This window comes from Methylobacterium sp. Leaf106 (assembly GCF_001422895.1).
Classification (GTDB): Bacteria; Pseudomonadota; Alphaproteobacteria; order Rhizobiales; family Beijerinckiaceae; genus Methylobacterium; species Methylobacterium bullatum.
The window spans coordinates 44,335-61,046 of the sequence record NZ_LMNB01000035.1 but is presented as its reverse complement, the minus strand read 5'-3'; the positions used below and the strand labels follow the sequence as shown (position 1 = coordinate 61,046).

At 67.1% G+C, this 16,712-nt stretch carries 16 protein-coding genes and 1 tRNA gene; 10 read left to right on the top strand and 7 right to left on the bottom strand.

Translation table 11 applies throughout. The annotated features are described in order from the left end of the window. Positions 1-95 precede the first annotated feature (95 nt). Entirely contained in the window at positions 96-362 is a 267-nt protein-coding gene (locus tag ASF34_RS20540; protein ID WP_026176242.1) for a hypothetical protein, read from the top strand. Positions 363-615: 253 nt separating this feature from the next. On the opposite strand, the gene ASF34_RS20535 is transcribed toward ASF34_RS20540, so the two are convergent. The 3 genes from ASF34_RS20535 to ASF34_RS20525 all read right to left on the bottom strand — a co-directional run bounded on the left by ASF34_RS20535 (position 616) and on the right by ASF34_RS20525 (position 3,653). After that, on the bottom strand, positions 616-2,637 hold the full coding sequence (locus ASF34_RS20535) for a hybrid sensor histidine kinase/response regulator (RefSeq protein WP_056164117.1): 2,022 nt from the start codon (positions 2,635-2,637) through the stop codon (positions 616-618). 388 nt (positions 2,638-3,025) lie between these two features. Beyond that, a complete protein-coding gene (locus ASF34_RS20530; protein ID WP_026176243.1) occupies positions 3,026-3,436 on the bottom strand; it encodes a DUF1236 domain-containing protein in 411 nt (136 codons plus the stop codon). 142 nt (positions 3,437-3,578) lie between these two features. Beyond that, positions 3,579-3,653: transfer RNA gene (locus ASF34_RS20525), tRNA-Thr, on the bottom strand. A gap of 214 nt (positions 3,654-3,867) precedes the next feature. On the opposite strand from ASF34_RS20525, the gene ASF34_RS20520 reads away from it, so the two are divergent. Both ASF34_RS20520 and ASF34_RS20515 read left to right on the top strand, forming a co-directional pair. Further along, a complete protein-coding gene (locus ASF34_RS20520) occupies positions 3,868-4,764 on the top strand; it encodes a GGDEF domain-containing response regulator (RefSeq protein ID WP_056164114.1) in 897 nt (298 codons plus the stop codon). A 237-nt stretch (positions 4,765-5,001) separates the two neighbouring features. Continuing rightward, positions 5,002-5,685, top strand: coding sequence for a response regulator transcription factor (locus ASF34_RS20515; protein ID WP_056164111.1), 684 nt, complete (start codon positions 5,002-5,004; stop codon positions 5,683-5,685). Between the two features lie 310 nt (positions 5,686-5,995). On the opposite strand, the gene ASF34_RS20510 is transcribed toward ASF34_RS20515, so the two are convergent. After that, on the bottom strand, positions 5,996-7,180 hold the full coding sequence (locus ASF34_RS20510) for a DNA topoisomerase IB (RefSeq protein WP_056164108.1): 1,185 nt from the start codon (positions 7,178-7,180) through the stop codon (positions 5,996-5,998). 138 nt (positions 7,181-7,318) lie between these two features. Between ASF34_RS20510 and ASF34_RS20505 the strand changes: the two genes are divergently transcribed. Both ASF34_RS20505 and ASF34_RS20500 read left to right on the top strand, forming a co-directional pair. Further along, positions 7,319-8,476 (top strand): glycosyltransferase family 4 protein, encoded by a 1,158-nt coding sequence (locus ASF34_RS20505; protein WP_056164105.1) that lies wholly within the window; start codon positions 7,319-7,321, stop codon positions 8,474-8,476. Next, positions 8,473-9,141: a class I SAM-dependent methyltransferase gene (locus ASF34_RS20500; protein WP_056141167.1), complete on the top strand. Its 669-nt coding sequence runs from the start codon at positions 8,473-8,475 to the stop codon at positions 9,139-9,141. The genes ASF34_RS20505 and ASF34_RS20500 overlap by 4 nt, the downstream gene beginning before the upstream one ends. Here the strand turns inward: ASF34_RS20500 and ASF34_RS20495 are convergent. From ASF34_RS20495 to ASF34_RS20485, 3 genes are all read right to left on the bottom strand, one after another. Next, entirely contained in the window at positions 9,131-9,505 is a 375-nt protein-coding gene (locus tag ASF34_RS20495) for a PsiF family protein (RefSeq protein ID WP_056141169.1), read from the bottom strand. The two genes, ASF34_RS20500 and ASF34_RS20495, sit on opposite strands and share 11 nt — an antisense overlap. A 216-nt stretch (positions 9,506-9,721) precedes the next feature. Then, positions 9,722-10,402, bottom strand: a complete 681-nt coding sequence (locus ASF34_RS20490) for a response regulator (RefSeq protein ID WP_056141172.1) — start codon at positions 10,400-10,402, stop codon at positions 9,722-9,724. Between the two features lie 94 nt (positions 10,403-10,496). After that, on the bottom strand, positions 10,497-10,760 hold the full coding sequence (locus ASF34_RS20485; RefSeq protein WP_056164102.1) for a hypothetical protein: 264 nt from the start codon (positions 10,758-10,760) through the stop codon (positions 10,497-10,499). A 677-nt stretch (positions 10,761-11,437) separates the two neighbouring features. Here ASF34_RS20485 and ASF34_RS20480 point away from each other — a divergent pair. The 5 genes from ASF34_RS20480 to ASF34_RS20460 all read left to right on the top strand — a co-directional run bounded on the left by ASF34_RS20480 (position 11,438) and on the right by ASF34_RS20460 (position 16,633). Then, the gene (locus ASF34_RS20480) at positions 11,438-12,163 is read left to right on the top strand and encodes a Crp/Fnr family transcriptional regulator (RefSeq protein ID WP_018045571.1); all 726 of its coding nucleotides are present in this window, start codon (positions 11,438-11,440) and stop codon (positions 12,161-12,163) included. Positions 12,164-12,796: 633 nt separating this feature from the next. Then, on the top strand, positions 12,797-13,528 hold the full coding sequence (locus ASF34_RS20475; protein WP_018045572.1) for a Crp/Fnr family transcriptional regulator: 732 nt from the start codon (positions 12,797-12,799) through the stop codon (positions 13,526-13,528). 34 nt (positions 13,529-13,562) lie between these two features. Continuing rightward, a complete protein-coding gene (locus ASF34_RS20470; protein ID WP_018045573.1) occupies positions 13,563-13,817 on the top strand; it encodes a DUF6894 family protein in 255 nt (84 codons plus the stop codon). 276 nt (positions 13,818-14,093) lie between these two features. Further along, entirely contained in the window at positions 14,094-15,725 is a 1,632-nt protein-coding gene (locus tag ASF34_RS20465; RefSeq protein ID WP_056164100.1) for an alpha-D-glucose phosphate-specific phosphoglucomutase, read from the top strand. A gap of 137 nt (positions 15,726-15,862) precedes the next feature. Next, positions 15,863-16,633 (top strand): SDR family NAD(P)-dependent oxidoreductase, encoded by a 771-nt coding sequence (locus ASF34_RS20460; RefSeq protein WP_056164097.1) that lies wholly within the window; start codon positions 15,863-15,865, stop codon positions 16,631-16,633. Positions 16,634-16,712 lie beyond the last annotated feature (79 nt).

Sequence of the window (16,712 nt, the reverse complement as noted above, 5' to 3'; positions counted from 1 at the left end):
ACGCCAAGAATGGAGATGGCGCCCCATATTCATTTCCAACAGCAACAAGCAGACCTCATTCCAGATCTGCAGCTTATAGGAGCCACGTCACCCCCATGAAGACCCGTATTGCCGCCATCGCCACTGCCCTCGTTCTTGGTGTGTCTTCGATTTCTTCGGCGATGGCTTACGATCGTCCCGCCCGTTACACGGGGTCCTCGCCTTACGATGTCGAGACGACGGGTTCGCTCCAGTCCCGTGGTGATGATGTCTCGCGCAACCCGTCCACCTGCCCGATGAGTTCGGCCGCCGAAGGCAACGCCAACCAGCAGAACTTCCCGGTCCAGCAATACGGCCAGACCTCGGGCGGGAACCGCTGCTGATCGGTCGACGAGGGTTCGCCGATGAAGCTGAAACCGTTCAACTACGCGATGATCGGCGTGTTCGCCGTCGGCCTCATCGCGACGATCGTCGGCTCGCTGAAGGTCGCCATGGGGTTCTGAGACCCCTTCGATACGAGACGTCGTGCCAGGCCTCGATGAGTTCGCCTCATCGGGGCCTTTTCGCGCGCCGTCACGGCGATTGCGGCTTTGCAGATCCCGGATCGGTCGATGGCGAACCGGTGCGCCCGTCCGATCAGCCGAGCCAGGAGCCGGCCACTTCCGTCATCGCGCCGGGGGAGCCGCCGGTCTCGTCCGCCGCCGGCCGGAACGCCAGGATCCGGCGTTCGACCTGAAATCTCGTCTGGATGGCGCGGGACAGCTCCTCCTGACCGAACGGCTTGGTCAGGCGCACGTCATCGGCGTGCTCGCCCTCCGCCGGGTCGGCGTAGCCGGTCGCGAGGATGGCCGGCAATCCGGGATGGTCCCGGCCGATCGCCGCGATGAGCTGCGTGCCGTTCATGCCCGGCATCAACTGGTCCGTGATCACGAGATCGAACGGTTCGGCGCAGCGCAGGACGTGCAGGGCCTGCGCGCCCGACGCCGCCTCCTTCACCACGTGACCGAGATCCTCCAGCATGGCCGCCGTGTTCATCAGGACCAGCGGGTCGTCATCGACCACCAGCACCCTCAACGGCCTCGTCGCCGACGGGCAGAGGGCCGTTTCCGGCACCGCCTTTCCCGGGTCGCCGGCCTCGGCCTCGGGCAGCCACAGCTCGGCCGTCGTGCCCTGGCCCGGAACGCTCCTGAGACGCAGCCGGCCGCCCGACTGCTCGGCGAAACCGTGGATCATGGAGAGCCCCAGCCCGGTGCCCTTGCCGACACCCTTGGTCGTGAAGAACGGCTCGGTGGCGCGGGCCAGCGTCTGCTCGTCCATGCCGTCCCCCGTATCGGTGACCGACAGGCAGACGTAGCGACCCGGAGCGAGGCCGGGAATTTCGTCGGGGGCGACCACCGCGTCGCGCGCCGCGATGGTGATCCTGCCGCCCTCCGGCATGGCATCGCGGGCGTTGACGGCGAGATTGAGCAGGGCCAGTTCGAGCTGGTTGGCATCGACGTTGGCGAGCGGCAGCTCCGGGGGGAACCGTGTGGCGACCGGGATGCCCGCACCGATGGAGCCCTGCAGCAGCTCGGTCATGCCCCGCACGAGCTCCGGCACGTCCACGGGGCCGGTTTCCAGCTTCTGCTGGCGGGCGAAGGCGAGCATGCGCTTGGTCAGCGTGGCGCCCCGCTCGGCCGCCTGAATCGAGTTCTCCACCAGCTGCAGCAGCTTGCGATCCGGCGGGAGGCGCTTGCGGGCGAGATGCAGATTGCCGAGCACGACGGCGAGGAGGTTGTTGAAATCGTGGGCGACACCCCCGGTGAGCTGACCGATCGCCTCCATCTTCTGCGACTGGACGAAGCGTGCGCGCGCGTCCTCCAGAGCCCGCTCGGTGTTCCGCCGCTCCGTGACGTCCCGCGTGATCTTGGCGAATCCGATCAGCTCGCCATGCTCGCCCCGGATCGGATCGATGACCACATGCGCCCAGAAACACGTCCCGTCCTTGCGGACGCGCCGGCCTTCGGCTTCGAAACGGCCTTCGGTGGCCGCCGTCCGGAGCGCCTGGGCGGGCAGGCCCGAGGCGCGGTCCGCGTCGGTGTAGAAGCGCGAGAAATGCTCGCCGATGATCTCGTCGTCCGTGTATCCCTTGAAGCGCTGGGCGCCGCGATTCCAGCTCGTGACCTTTCCCTGAGGGTCGAGCATGTAGATGGCGTAGTCCCGCACGCCCTGGACGAGCAGGCGGAACTGCTGCTCGCTCCGTTCGAGGGCGGCCAGGGCGGCCCGTCGCTCGGTGAGGTCGCGGGTGACCTTGGCGTAGCCGACGAGGGTGCCGTCCTCGCCACGGATCGGATCGATGAGCACGTGCGCCCACATCAGGCTGCCGTCCTTGCGGACGCGCCATCCCTCCTGCTCGAACCGCCCTTCGGTCTCGGCGATCCTCAAGGCCCGGCCGGGCAGACCGATGGCCCGGTCGTCGTCGGTGTAGAAGCGCGAGAAGTGCTCGCCGATGATCTCCGCGTCGGTATAGCCCTTGAAGCGCTGGGCGCCGCGGTTCCAGCTCGCCACCCGACCCTGCGGATCGAGCATGTAGATGGCGTAATCGACGATGCTCTCCACCAGCAGGCGGTACCGCTCGTCGTCGACGACCAGGGCTTCGACCGCATCCGCCGCCGTCATGGCGTGACCGATGGTGGGTTCTCGATTGGAGACATCGTCAGCCATGGGTCCACCCTACTCGATACCCAACACGATGTCGGCTGCGTCGCCTTTCGGACGCTTCGCTGACCCACCCGATGACTGGTGCCCCAACGCTCCATGACCATACCTCGACCGGACGTCGGAGACAGTCTCACGCCTGTCACAACAGGATGACTGGATTTCCATTCCCGCTTCAATGCGGGGTGACTGTCAATTGATAAGTTCTGGCGCCCAAGCGCCGTCGCGCGGGGCCTCGGAGCCGGTCAGCGGAGGCCCTGTGCCGGAACGGCCGTCGCCATCGGCGGCGATGGTGAAGCGGGTCGTCATGGGGATGCAGGCGCAGGGCCGTGGCGGACGCGCTCCGTCCTCAGTCGATCACCTCGACGATCCGGCGGGTGCCCGGCTCGACCAGCACCGGGATATCGTTCACGACGGTGTAGTTGTAGCCTTTCAGGGCGAATTCGGGAGGCACGTCGTAATAGACGACACCGCCCTCGGGCAGCACGGCGCCGACATGCACCTTGCCCCGATAGGCGAAGGACGGGCGACGCTCGCCCCGCGTGTAGATCCTGAACCGTTCCCGGCGATCGATGCCGAGGATCTCGTTGGCGGTCCCGACCGCGCCTCCGATCACGCTGCCGACGGCCGCGCCGAGGGGGCCGGCAATGTTGCCGCCGCGCTCGGCACCGTCCTCGGTGCCGCGGGCGTAACCTTGTGCATGAGCCGCCATCCCGACGCTCAACGCCGCGAGCACACCCGCCGCAACACCTAACCGCATGGGTTTTCCGCCCTCGTTCCCGACGTGCCGACAAGGCCGGACGACCGAAATCTCCCGACGGCCTCTTCATGGCGCGTTATCGTTAACGAAATCCGCCCGTTGGCGCGGGCCCCGATCCGACCGGCTTCCGCCATTGGGGGGATGGTGCCGGATGAGGGGATTGAACCCCCGACCTTCGGTTTACAAAACCGCTGCTCTACCGCTGAGCTAATCCGGCCCGATGCGCTAGCTACCAGCCGCGGGCGCGCCGTTCAACCGTCGATGAACGGGGTGTCGGCGCCCTGTCGTCCGACGAGGCCGGCCGCCCGGCGTTCCTCTCCTCCGGCCCGGCCCCGGATCGACTCATGTGGGCGGGTCGTCTTGGCAACATGTTAATCTGTCACCGCCATGCTGACGAACAACATGACATTTCGGGGCGGGCGACCAAGGACATGCATATCGTCATCGTCGATACCAGCCGCGTTGTCCTGAAGGTCGTTGCCGGCCTGCTCGAGCCGCAGGGGCATAACGTCGATGTCTTCACCGACTCGCAGGCCGCCCTCGACTTCGTCACCTACACGCCGACCGTGCGAGTCCTGATCACGAGCCTCGAAGTCCGCCCCTTGAGCGGCCTCGAACTGTGCTGGTCGGCGCGTCTCATCGCCGAAACCAACCGGCCGCTCTACGTCATCACCATGTCCTCGGCCCGCAATTCCCGCAATCTCGCCGAGGCGCTCGACAGCGGGGCGGACGATTTCATCGAGAAGCCCCCCGGCGCCGAGGAACTGCATGCCCGCATGCGGGCGGCGGACCGCCTGACGACCATGCAGAGCGAGTTGATTCGCCTCGCCGAGACCGACCCGCTCACCGGCCTCCTCAACCGGCGCGCCTTCCTGCAGCGGGTGCGGGACGCCGCCGATCGTGTGGGCAACCACGGAGACATGTCGGCGATCCTGGTGGATATCGACCATTTCAAGCGCATCAACGACGAATACGGCCACGATGTCGGCGATGCGGCGATCCAGAGCGTCTGCAAGACCATCGCGGAGGAGGGCATCGTCGGGCGGCTCGGAGGCGAGGAGTTCGGCATCGTTCTTCCGCACCGGCCGGTGACCGATGCGGAGGCGCTCGCGTCGCGGCTGCGCCGCCTCGTGGAGGCCCTGCGCATCCGCGGCGCCCGCACCCCGATCCGCCTCACCTGCAGCTTCGGCGTGAGCCAGTGGAGCGAGGGCGATACGATCGAGGCCATGATCAAGCGGGCCGATATCGCCCTCTACGAGGCCAAGACCACGGGCCGCAACCGGGTGATCTCGGCCGCCGCCGACCTCGTCCTCGCCCGGGCGGGATGAGCCAATCCCATTTCGAACCGGGCTGTTCCTGATAGGGACAGGCACCCTGGCGCCATGGGCGCGCATCCGTCCGCGTTAACCGAGATGACGCGGTTTTCGGACCTGTTTTCGGAAAATACCCCCGTGTATTCATGGGCCATGGCCCGGATTCGATGAAGAATCCGATGGAACGGGATTTGAACTGCTCTCCACCAGCCCGATCGCGATGTGTCGCGATGGGACAGAGGGGGAAGCGGCATGAACCAGGCCGTGGGGGTTTTGATCGTCGACGAGCCAGCGGGGCTCGGGCCTGTCCTGCGGGCCTTCCTGGAGCATGAGCCCAGCCTGCATACGCTGGGCGAGGCCGATCTGCCGCTGGGCGGTCCGGGCACCGGGAGCGTCGTCGCCCTGGTGTTCCTGCCCGAGACCGCGTCGAAGAGCGCCCTCGCCCGGATCGCCGCGCTCAAGCGTCACCCGAACCTGCGCGTGCTGGTGGCCTTCCAGAGCCTCCCCGCCGAGACCCTGCGGAGCCTGCTCGAGGCGGGGGCCGATGCGGTGGTGGCGCAATCGGCGACCCCGCGGGAGATCAGCGCGACGATCGTGCGGCTGGCCCATGCGGGCGACGCGGACACGCAGGCCGCCGGCCCGGCGGAAGCCGGCGATGGGCTGACCCCGCGAGAAGCGGAGATTCTCCGGTTCCTCAGCGCCGGCTTCAGCAACAAGGAGGTGGCGCGCCGCCTCAGCCTCAGCGTGCGCACCGTGGAGACGCATCGGCTCAACCTGCGCCGCAAGACCCAGACGGGCCGGCTGAAGGACCTCGTCTGCCTCGCCCGGCAATTGGGTCTGGCCCCCGTGGTGGAGAGCGAGACGCCACGCCAGGGCAAGAGCGAATCCGGCCACCATGGCCACAAGGCCGTCATCGAGACGATGGCGCGGCACTGAGGGAACGCGAGGCGACGGGCCGGCCGCCACAAGGGGCAGGGCGACGTCCTATGAGAGGGGTATCTGGATCCAGATCGTTCGCGGGATGCGACACCCTGCCCTTCTCCCCCTTGTGAGGAGGAGTTGGAGGTGGGGGTGGTTGGGCGCCCCTCAGCTTACGGAGGCTGGCGGAACCACCCCCACACCTAACCTCTCCCCACAAGGGGGAGAGGAACGCGCTCTGCCCATAAGGGCAGATGCGTGAACCGAGTAGGCGAGCCGAGGGCAAGGTCTTCGCTCCTTCCGCCGGCGCGGCGCTGAGAAGCTCGACCTATGCCGCAGCCCGAGCCCCGGACTCCGCCGGACGGGACCTCGCCTTTCGCGGCGCCCCCTTCCCCTTCTTGGACGACACCTTGGCCTTGACCGAGACCCTGCCCTTCGCCGCGTCGAGACGCGCCCGCAGCAAGCCGAGGACCGCCGCCTCCTCCGGCTTCAGCCGGGCGATGTCCGTCCGCAACTCGTCCTCCACCGCATCCGCCACCTGGAGCAGCAGCGCGCCTTCCAGGTAGCCGTCGAGGATTTCGGGGTGGATGTAGCATTTGCGGCAGATGGTCGGTGTGTTGCCGAGCCGTGACGCGACGCTCTCGATGGCGGCGCGCAGGTTCTTCTTGGCCTTGGCCTCGCTGTCGAACGCCTCGAACTCCTGCAAGGCGAGGGCGGCGAGCACGGTGCCGGCCCAGGTCCGGAAATCCTTGGCGGTGATCTCCTGCCCGGTGATCTCGCGCAGATACGCGTTTACGTCGGCCGAGGTGACGTCCCGCGTCTCGCCGGCATCGTCGATATACTGGAACAGCTCCTGGCCCGGCAGGTCCTGGCAGGATTTCACGATGCGGGCCACGCGCCGGTCCTTCACCGACAGGTTCCACATCTTGCCGCTCTTGCCCTTGAAGCGGAACGTCAGCTCCGCCCCCGCGACGGTCACATGGGGATCGCGCAGGGTGGTGAGCCCGTAGCTCTTGTTGGTGCGGGCGTAATCGTCGTTGCCCACACGGATCAGGGTCGCTTCGAGCAGGTGGACGATCGTGGCCAGCACCTTCTCACGGGAGAGGCCACGACGGCCCATATCCTCGTCCACCCTTGCGCGGATGGCGGGCAGGGCGTCGGCGAAGGCCATGATGTGCTCGAACTTCGTCGAGTCGCGCGCCTGCCGGAAATCGGGGTGGTAGCGGTACTGCTTGCGCCCCTTGGCGTCCCGGCCCGTGGCCTGGATATGGCCGTTGGCGCGGCGGCAGATCCAGACGTCGGTATAGGCCGGCGGGATCGCCAGGGACCGGATCCGCTTCAGGATCTTCGGGTCGCGGACGGGCTTCCCCTTGGCATCGCGATAGGAGAACCCCGTTCCGCTCTTCCGCCGCGTGAGCCCCGGACGGTCGGCGTCGACATAGGTCAGGCCCGCCTCGATGGCCGCATCCCGCGGATCGGCAACGACACCGTCCTCTTCGCGATCCGCCGCCATCCTCCGCCTCCCGTCGGTTGTCAGGCACGATCAACCGGCGGGGCACGGGCGGCGTTCCGAGCCGGGCCGGCGGCGCGATGTCTCGCCCGGCCTCCCGTCCGGCTTCGCACGAGGCGGCGGCGTGCTACAGCGCCTGTCATGGCCACGTCCCCCTCACCCTCCTCCGCGCCGAAGAAGCGGCTCGTCTTCGTCGTCACCGAGGACTGGTTCTTCGCCTCGCACTTCCTGCCCATGGCGCGGGCCGCCGTGGCGATGGGCCTGTCCGTGGCGGTGGTGACCCGCGTGCGCGCCCACCGGGCCGTGATCGAGGCGACGGGCGCGCGCGTGGTCGAGCTGGAGGCCGAGCGCTCCAGCCTCAACCCCATGGCGGCAGGCTATGCGGCGGGCCAGCTCGCGGCGATCCTGAAGGCGCTGAAGGCCGATATCGTCCATTGCATCGCGCTGCGCTCGATCCTCGTGGGCGGGACGGCGGCGGCGATGGCGGGCATCCCCGCGCGGGTCTACGCCCTGACCGGGCTCGGCCTGATGGGCGCGCGTGGCGACGTGGCGGGACGCATGGGCCGCCTCGCCCTGCGCCAGCTGATCCGTGGCCCCCTCGCCTCGAAACAGACCCGGTTCCTGTTCGAGAACCCGGACGACGCGATTGCCCTCGGCCTCGATCCGGCAGACACGGCGGTCACCATCGTCGGCGGGGCCGGCATCGATCCCGCTTTGCTCGCGCAGACGCCGCAACCGCCCTACCCGCCCCTGCGCGTCGCCATCGTGGCGCGGATGCTGTGGTCGAAGGGCATCGACACGGCCGTGGAGGCGACGCGCCTCGCACGCGCGGAGGGCGCGGCGGTGGAGCTCTCCCTCTACGGGGCGCCGGATGCCTCGAACCGGAGGGCGATCCCCGAGGAGACCCTGCATTCGTGGAGCCGGGACGGCGTCACCTGGCACGGCCCGACCCGCGACGTGGCCGGGGTGTGGGCGAAGCACCATGTCGGGTGCCTGCCCTCGCGGGGCGGCGAAGGCCTGCCGCGCACGCTGCTGGAGGCGGCGTCCTGCGGACGCGCCCTCCTCACCACCGACGTGCCCGGCTGCCGGACGCTGGTCCGCGACGGGATCGAGGGCATGCTGGTGCCGCCCGACGACGCGCGGAGCCTCGCCGCCGCGCTGGTCCGGCTCGCCGCCGATCCGCTCCTCGTGGCACGGATGGGCGAGGCCGCGCGGCGACGCGTGGTGGAAGGGGGGTTCACCGAGGATGCGGTGATGCGGGCGGTGTCCGGACTCTACGCGGATCTGCTGCGCCCATGACGCCCTCGGTCGATCCTCTTCGCTTCATCCGCGCCAATACGCGGCTCCTGCCCGTGCCCCACGCGCCGGAGATCGTGCTGCATGTGGCCGACGAAGCCACGGAGCTGTGGCAGAAGACCGAGGACGAGCTCGACTCCATCGGCCTGCCGCCGCCGTTCTGGGCCTTCGCCTGGGCGGGGGGCCAAGCCCTGGCCCGGCATATCCTCGACCGACCGGAGCTCGTCGCCGGGCAGCGCGTCCTCGATTTCGCCTCCGGCTCGGGGCTGGTGGCGATCGCGGCGACGCTCTCCGGCGCCACCCATGCGACGGCGAGCGACCTCGACGCCTTCGCCATCGCCGCCATCGGCCTCAATGCCGGGGCCAACGGCGTCGGCGACAGGATCGCGCCCGTCCTCGACGACCTCATCGGTTCGCGGCCCGCCGATCTCGGCGTCACGACGATCCTGGTGGCGGACATCTTCTACGAGCGGGACATTGCCGGCCGCGTCACCGACTGGCTGGCGGCCCTGCACGAGCAGGGCGCCACCATCCTCATCGGAGATCCCGGCCGCTCCTACCTGCCGAGGGACCGGCTCGACATCCTCGCGACCTACGAGGTGCCGGTGAGCCGCTCCCTGGAGGACGCGGAGATCAAGCGCAGCAGCGTCTGGCGCTTCAGGGCTTAGGAGCCGGGGGCGTCGCCTCCGGTGTCATGCCGGGGCCGGGGGGTACGGTGGAGCCGGGTGCCATCGGCGCGGCCGGGGCGGTGGTCGCTCCGGGGGCGTCGCCGCCCTTCAGGCAGGATTTGATCAAGGCATGCCGGTCGGCCTTGTCGGAACCGGCGGATTTCGCCTCCTCCTTGCACGCCTTGCGCGCATCGACCTTGCAGGACTTCATGAACGTCTTGGCTTCGTCGCCCTTCAGGCCCTTGGCCTTCATCTCCTGCTTGCAGGCCCCGATGCGGCCGCCGACGGCGGCGGAGGCTTCCGTCACCGGCAATCCGGCGAGCACCCCGACAACCAGGACGGACTTCAACGTCGAACTCATCATGATCGCACTCGCTTCATCGGATGGAGGGGTGGGTCCAGGCAGCGGCAGGCCGTGATCGATGGGCCGCCCCGCCTCGTGTCATCGCTCAAAGCGCCGCGGCGCGGCTCCGTCTTCGGCCATGCCCGCCATGGATGCAACGCCCAAGCCCCCTCCGGTCCGTCCCCCGCGCGGGCACATTGCCGTGAGGGAGATCCGCGACGAGGGGGCGCCTTCGGCTCATCCGGCCTGCGGCATACGAATCTGGTCGAAATCGAGCAGGGCCGTCTCGATCACGATCTGCGTCCGGCTAATGACGTCGAGCTTGCGCAGGATCTCGGAGACATGGGCCTTGACGGTGGAATCGCCGACCTGGAGCTCGTGCGCGATCTGCTTGTTGAGCTTCCCCTGCCGGATCATCAGAAGGACGCGCAGCTGCTGGGGCGTCAGGCGGGCGATCCGCTCCGCGAGCTGGGTCGGAGGGGCCGAGCCGGCCGCTTCATCCGACAGGGCGGCGGGGATCGACAGACCTCCGCCGAGCACGTCGGCGATGGCCCGTGTCAGCGTCGCCTTGTCCACCGCCTTCGGTACGAACCCGGCCGCGCCGTGCTGCAGCGCCTCGCGCATGATGCGCGGGTCGTCGAGGCCGGACACGACGAGGATCGGCACCCGCGGGAAGCGGGAGCGGATCGAGACGAGCCCCTCGAAACCCAGGACGCCCTGCATCGAGAGATCGAGCAGGACGAGATCGACGGTGCCGGCTGCCGCCAGGACCGCCATGGCGGCGGCGATCCCCTCGGCCTCGTCGATGACCGCTTCGGGAAAGGCGAGCTTGACCGCGCTCGCCAGCGCGTCGCGAAACAGCGGGTGGTCGTCGACGATCAAAAGATGCATGGCCGCTCCGCCGCTGCCCTCTTCCATCGCAGATCCCCCGCACGCCCTCGGCGATCCTATCAGATCCCCGCCGGGCACGCCAAAGCGGTGGGAGGGCCGGACCCCGAGGGCCCCGGCACCGTCACGGCGCCGTGATCTTGACGCCGGTCTTCTCCACCTCGGCCCGGACCATCGTCTTCGTCTCGACGGGAGCCACGGACCAAACCACCGCACCGATCAGGCACAGTGCGGCGAGGCTGTAGGCGAACCCGTGCATCACCCTCATCAGGCCGAGGAGGAGCGGAATGAGCGACAAAGCCATCGCCATGGTCGGATTACCCGTCAGGTAATAGACCGAGGCGAATGCGATGACCGACATGATGATCGCTTTGAGGAAGTTAGGCACGCATCTCTCCGTTCCGTGAAGCCACTGACGCCGAGGGTCCGATCGCTCGAAGTCTCCTCGGTCGATCCGACCCCGGAGGTTTCCCTCCGAGGGACTTATGCCGGAACGGTGACAGTTGACGCATCCCTCCCCCAGAAGGCAGGACGCGACGACATTCCCCGCCCGACGACCCGCCGGTGCCTCGCTTCCTGCAGGGAAGGGAGGGCCGGGACCACCCCTTGCCGAACAGACCGCCCATGCGCGGCAGCGGGCCCGATGGATCCCGATGGACGGCGTTCGCCCACCCGCCATCCGCACCGGCGGGAACAGGCAATTCCCGCGCCGATGCGGCGGTCATCGACGCGCCGGCCCGCGACCGCGCTCGCAGGCCGGCCGTGCATCCTTGCCGCACGATGGATTCGGCCATCGGGTGAACCAGGCCGAACCGGTTGAATTGAAAAATTGAAGCGAACCGGCAAGAATATGAACGACCCCGCACGGTCCGGCATGGAGGACTTGACGGAGCGCTGCATACAAGTCAGATGTACGATTACGCACGTAAAGTTTCAGGGACGACGAATTTCATCAAATGAATATGCTTCATTTGTTGAATTTGCAGCTGTGTTGCTATGTCATGATCAACCTCCGGCGTTGATGAGCGGCTCATAACTGCGACGTCGTCTCCTCAGGGCGCATGCATGGCCATTTCCTCCCAGCACACGATCCGCAACAACCTCCTCTCCCGGCTGCGAGCGGACGATCGAGCGGCCATCCTGGCTGCTCTCGATCGGGTCGAGCTCAAGCGGAAGGACGTCCTTGCCCAGCCGAACGAACCGCTGACCCATGTCCATTTCCTGGAGACCGGGGTCGCCTCGGTCGTCGTCGGCACGCGGGACCGCCGGCGGATCGAGGTCGGCATCATCGGCTCCGAAGGCGCGACCGGCCTGCCGCTGCTGTTCGATGTGGATTCCACGCCCCACGAAACCTTCATCCAGATCGAAGGCGAAGCCTTGCGGATGAGCAAGGACGCATTCATCGGCCTGATCGAACAAAGACTCGCTTTCCGCAGACTGATGATGCGCTACGCCCACATCTTTCAGCTCTTCACGGCACAGACGGCCCTGTCGCACGGCAGCTATACTTTGGAAGAGCGGCTGGCCCGCTGGTTGCTGATGTGCCACGACCGGGTCGAGAAGGATGAATTTCCCATCACCCACGAATTCCTGTCCGTCATGCTCGGTGTCCATCGCCCGGGCGTGACGACGACGATCCATATTCTCGAGGGGGCCGGCACCATTCGGGCGCGCAGGTCCCATATCGAGATCGTCGATCGGCCGAAACTCGAACTCATCGCGGGCGACAGCTACGGCATACCGGAGGCCGAGTATCGTCGCCTCATCACGGATGACGTCGCACTAGGGTAATGAATAGTGGGCGCCTTGAGGCCCGACCGATGGCGGACCGCACGGATCCCCATTCTATAAGAGCTTTCATCCAGGCAGGGCGAGACGCCGGAGAGCGTCGCGTTCGTCCGCAGCGAAGGCGATGTTCCGCGCCAAGACAATAAACGACCCTCATTACCCCGTTATTTATTTGCCATGACGCAGTACAGCCGGAAGATCGCCTTCGACGCAAAATTCAATCCGATCCATCCCTCTCAAGAGTGATTGCACGGCCGGCTGAATACTGAATTCATGCGTCCACAGGGGCGCACCCATTCGACAAGGTCACGCTTAAATTCGTCTTGTTGTCTGTCGAGGGCGAAGGTGCGGCGAAATGTCGACACGACTTTATGTGTTCGGATCGGGCAGATGCGCGAACAGGTCCATACATACCTCGGGACATTCGCAGACCATTACGACCGAGCCGGAAGACGGAATCCGAGGCTGGACTACGACTTTGGTACATGGTCGATTGCTTTAAGATAATGATCTTTTGCACGTTCATGCCATCATGGCTCGTTGAAGTCGCATCAAGAAAGATGTTACTTCTGAGCAGATTTCGATGCTTATCGATAGAGATATTGAACATTGTCGAGGAATAGAATCTCGAATACGATGGAGAGCGTGTTCAATCCGCTCGTCCAGAAGCTCGAAGGCTTCGTTGCGCTCGACGAAGCCGACAGGGACGTGCTTCATCGGATCACATCCATCGCCCGCGACGTCCCCGCCCGCACCAACCTCGCCCGTGAAGGCGAGCCGCACAACGACATCGTCCTCATCACCGAGGGGATCGGGTGCCGGTTCAAGCAGCGGGCCAACGGCGCCCGCCAGATCACGGCCTACCTCGTGCCGGGGGACACCTGCAATCTCGACATCACCCTGTTGAACCGCCTCGATCATACGATCGCGACTCTCTCCGCCTGCAAGGTCGCGCGCATTCCCGCCCCGGCCCTCCGGGAGATCATGGAGAACCATCCGGCGATCGCCCGGGCGCTGCGCATCTCCGCCCTGATCGACGAGGCGACGCTGCGCGAATGGCTGGTGAATATCGGCTGCCGTTCGGCCCTCGAACGGATCGCGCATCTCTTCTGCGAACTCCTCGTGAGGCTGCGGGCCGTGGGCCTCGCCACGGAAGACAGCTGCGATCTCCCCATGACCCAGCACGAGCTCGCCGATACGACGGGGATGACGACCGTGCACGTGAACCGGTCGCTGCAGGAGCTGCGGCGCAGGGGATTGATCGAACTCAAGGGCAAGAGTCTCAAGATCCTGGACTGGCCCAGGCTGAAATCCCTCGCCGAGTTCAAGGCCGGCTATCTTCGCGTGGAAGGGCAAGCCGTGAGCTGAGCGCCCGTCGGGCCGTCACGGCAAGGAGGTCGGTATGCCGCGTTACTTTCTGAACCTGCGCGATCGCGACGGGTTTCATCGCGACTTCGACGGGGACGTGTTCGACTCCATGGACGAGGTGCGCAACGACGCCGTGATCGGCATCAAGCAGATCGTCGCCGATGCGCTCGGCAGCGGCGCGACGTTGAGCGAAGCCCTGGACCGCTCGTTCGAGGTGGTCGACGAGACGGGCATGACCGTCCTGACGATCTCGTTCGCCGAAGGCGTCGCATCCCGCTCCACGCCCTGAAGGAGGGACGGGTCACGCGTGGCCGGGTCGCGGTGGAACGGCGCCTGAGAATCTTTCGCCGCCACCGTGCTTTGGGTGGTTGACCGGTGGACACCAGCCGTTGTGTTGTCCCCGCCGACAACGCAACTGGGTTCACACATCTCCTCGACGGCTGCTTTCTCGAGCCGACGGCATCGATATGAGGCGCGGCAGGCAACTTCTCTTGGAAGGAGAGGGACTCCGTCGTACCCGCGAGAGGTGTGAACATCGCAGGCCGACAACGAGGGGCTTTCGCGGATGACTTCGAGGCACGTGCCGACTTCGCCATTCTCCGACCAGAAGCCGGGGACGTCGGGCCTTCGCAAGAAGGTCCCCGTCTTCCGGCAGCCCCGCTACGTCGAGAATTTCGTCCAGTCCATCTTCGACATCATCCCCGACCGCGAGGGTGCGACCCTGGTGGTGGGCGGCGATGGCCGCTTCTTCAACCGCGAGGTGGTGCAGACGACGCTCAAGCTCGCCGCCGCCAACGGCTTCGGCCGGGTTCTCGTGGGCAAAGCAGGGCTCCTCTCCACACCGGCGGCCTCCTGCGTCATCCGCAAGCATGGCGCGATCGGCGGCATCGTCCTGTCGGCGAGCCACAATCCCGGCGGACCGGACGGGGATTTCGGAATCAAGTTCAACGCCGCCAATGGCGGACCGGCGCCGGAATCCGTCACCGCCGCCATCTATGAGCGCACGAAGGCGATCACCGAGTATCGTATCGCCGACGCGGCCGATCTCGACCTCGACACCGTGGGCGAGGCTCGGATCGACGGCATGGTCGTGTCCATCATCGACCCGGTGGCCGATTACGCGGCCCTGATGCAGGAACTCGTCGATTTCGATGCGATCCGCCGCCTGTTCGCCTCCGGCTTCCGGATGCGGTTCGACGCCATGAGCGCGGTGACCGGTCCCTACGCCACCGCCATCCTGGAAGGGGCGCTGGGTGCCCCTTCCGGCACGGTGGTGAACGGCACGCCGGAGGAGGATTTCGGCGGCCATCATCCCGACCCCAACCCGGTCCACGCCCACGAACTCTACGAGCTGATGCTGAGCGCGGACGCGCCGGATTTCGGCGCGGCCTCGGACGGGGACGGCGACCGCAACATGATCGTGGCGCCCGGCCTCTTCGTCACCCCGAGCGACAGCCTGGCGATCCTCGCCGCCCATGCCCATCGCGCGCCGGGCTACGCCTCCGGCCTTTCGGGCATCGCCCGTTCGATGCCGACCAGCCGCGCCGCCGACCGGGTCGCCGCCTCGCTCGGCATCCCCGCCTACGAGACGCCGACGGGCTGGAAGTTCTTCGGCACGCTCCTCGATGCCGGCCTCATCACCCTCTGCGGCGAGGAGAGCGCCGGCACCGGCTCGAACCACGTCCGCGAGAAGGACGGGCTCTGGGCCGTGCTGCTGTGGCTGAACATCCTGGCGGCGACGGGCAAGCGCGCCGATGCCATCGTACGCGAGCATTGGGCCTCGTTCGGCCGCGATTACTACACCCGCCACGATTACGAGGAGATCGAGTCCGAGAGCGCCAACCGCCTCATGGAGGGGTTGCGCGCGCAGGTCGCGAGCCTGCCCGGCCGCCGGTTCGGCGACCTCACCGTCTCCACAGCGGACGATTTCCGCTATGTCGACCCGGTCGACGGCTCCGTGACGGCGCAGCAGGGCATCCGCATCAGCTTCGCCGAGGATGCCCGTGTGGTCTACCGGCTCTCCGGCACCGGCACGGCGGGGGCGACGCTGAGGGTCTATATCGAGCGCTACGAGAACGCGCCGGACCGGCTCGACCTGGCGCCGGATTCCGTCCTCGCCCCTGTCGTCCAGGCGGCGCGCGACATCGCCGACATCGCCGGCATCACAGGGCGCAGCGAGCCGAGCGTCATCACCTGAGCCCGGGGAGGGACGCCCCTCCCCGACGATGCCGCACCCCGGGAACCGGGTTTTACCGTGCCCATTGTCCTGAAGATCACGGGTGATCGCCGGCCACGTGATGCCCGCGCACCCCTTCTCGCACGGATGGGACAGACATGAAGTTGCAGGGCAAACGCGCTCTGATCACCGGGGCGGATTCCGGTATCGGACAGGCTGCGGCCGAGCTGTTCGCGCGCGAAGGCGCGGACGTGGCGATCACCTACAACACCGACGCGGACGGCGCGCGGGAGACCGCGCGCCGGGTCGAGGCCGCCGGGCGCACATGCCTGGTGATCCAGGACGATGTCGGCGACCCGGCCTCCGTCGAGGCGACCTTCGCCAAGGTGGCCGCCGAGTTCGGCGTCCTCGACATCCTCGTCAACAATGCCGGTCAGGCCATGAGCGGCATGCCGGTGGCCGAGATGGACGACGGCAAGCTCGAACAGATCCTGCGGGTCAATCTGATGGGGCCGGTCTTCTGCGCCCGCTCCTTCATCAAGGTCCGGCGGGCCCATGGCGGGCGGGGGAAGATCGTCATCGTCTCCTCGGTGGCCCAGCACCTGCCGACGCCGGAAAGCGCACCCTACGGCATGTCGAAGGCCGGTGTCGGCTCCCTCTGCCGGAGCCTGTCGCGTGAGCTCGCCGAGGACAAGATCAACGTCAACAACGTCGCCCCCGGCCTGATCGAGACGCCGATGACCAGCGACCGGTTCGAGAATCCCGAGAAGCTCGAAGCTTCCCTGGAACGCATCCCGTGGCACCGCGCCGGCCAGCCCGACGAGATCGCCAAGGCGATCCTCTACCTCGCCTCGGACGATGCCGATTACGTCACCGGCCATACCCTCGTGGTGGATGGTGGCCTGACCATGCAATGGGGCGGCGCGTAGGACGGGTCTTCCTTCGGGAACGGATAGCGAAAAGGGCCGGATCGTGATCGATCCGGCCCTTCTCATGTCTGGTCTCACG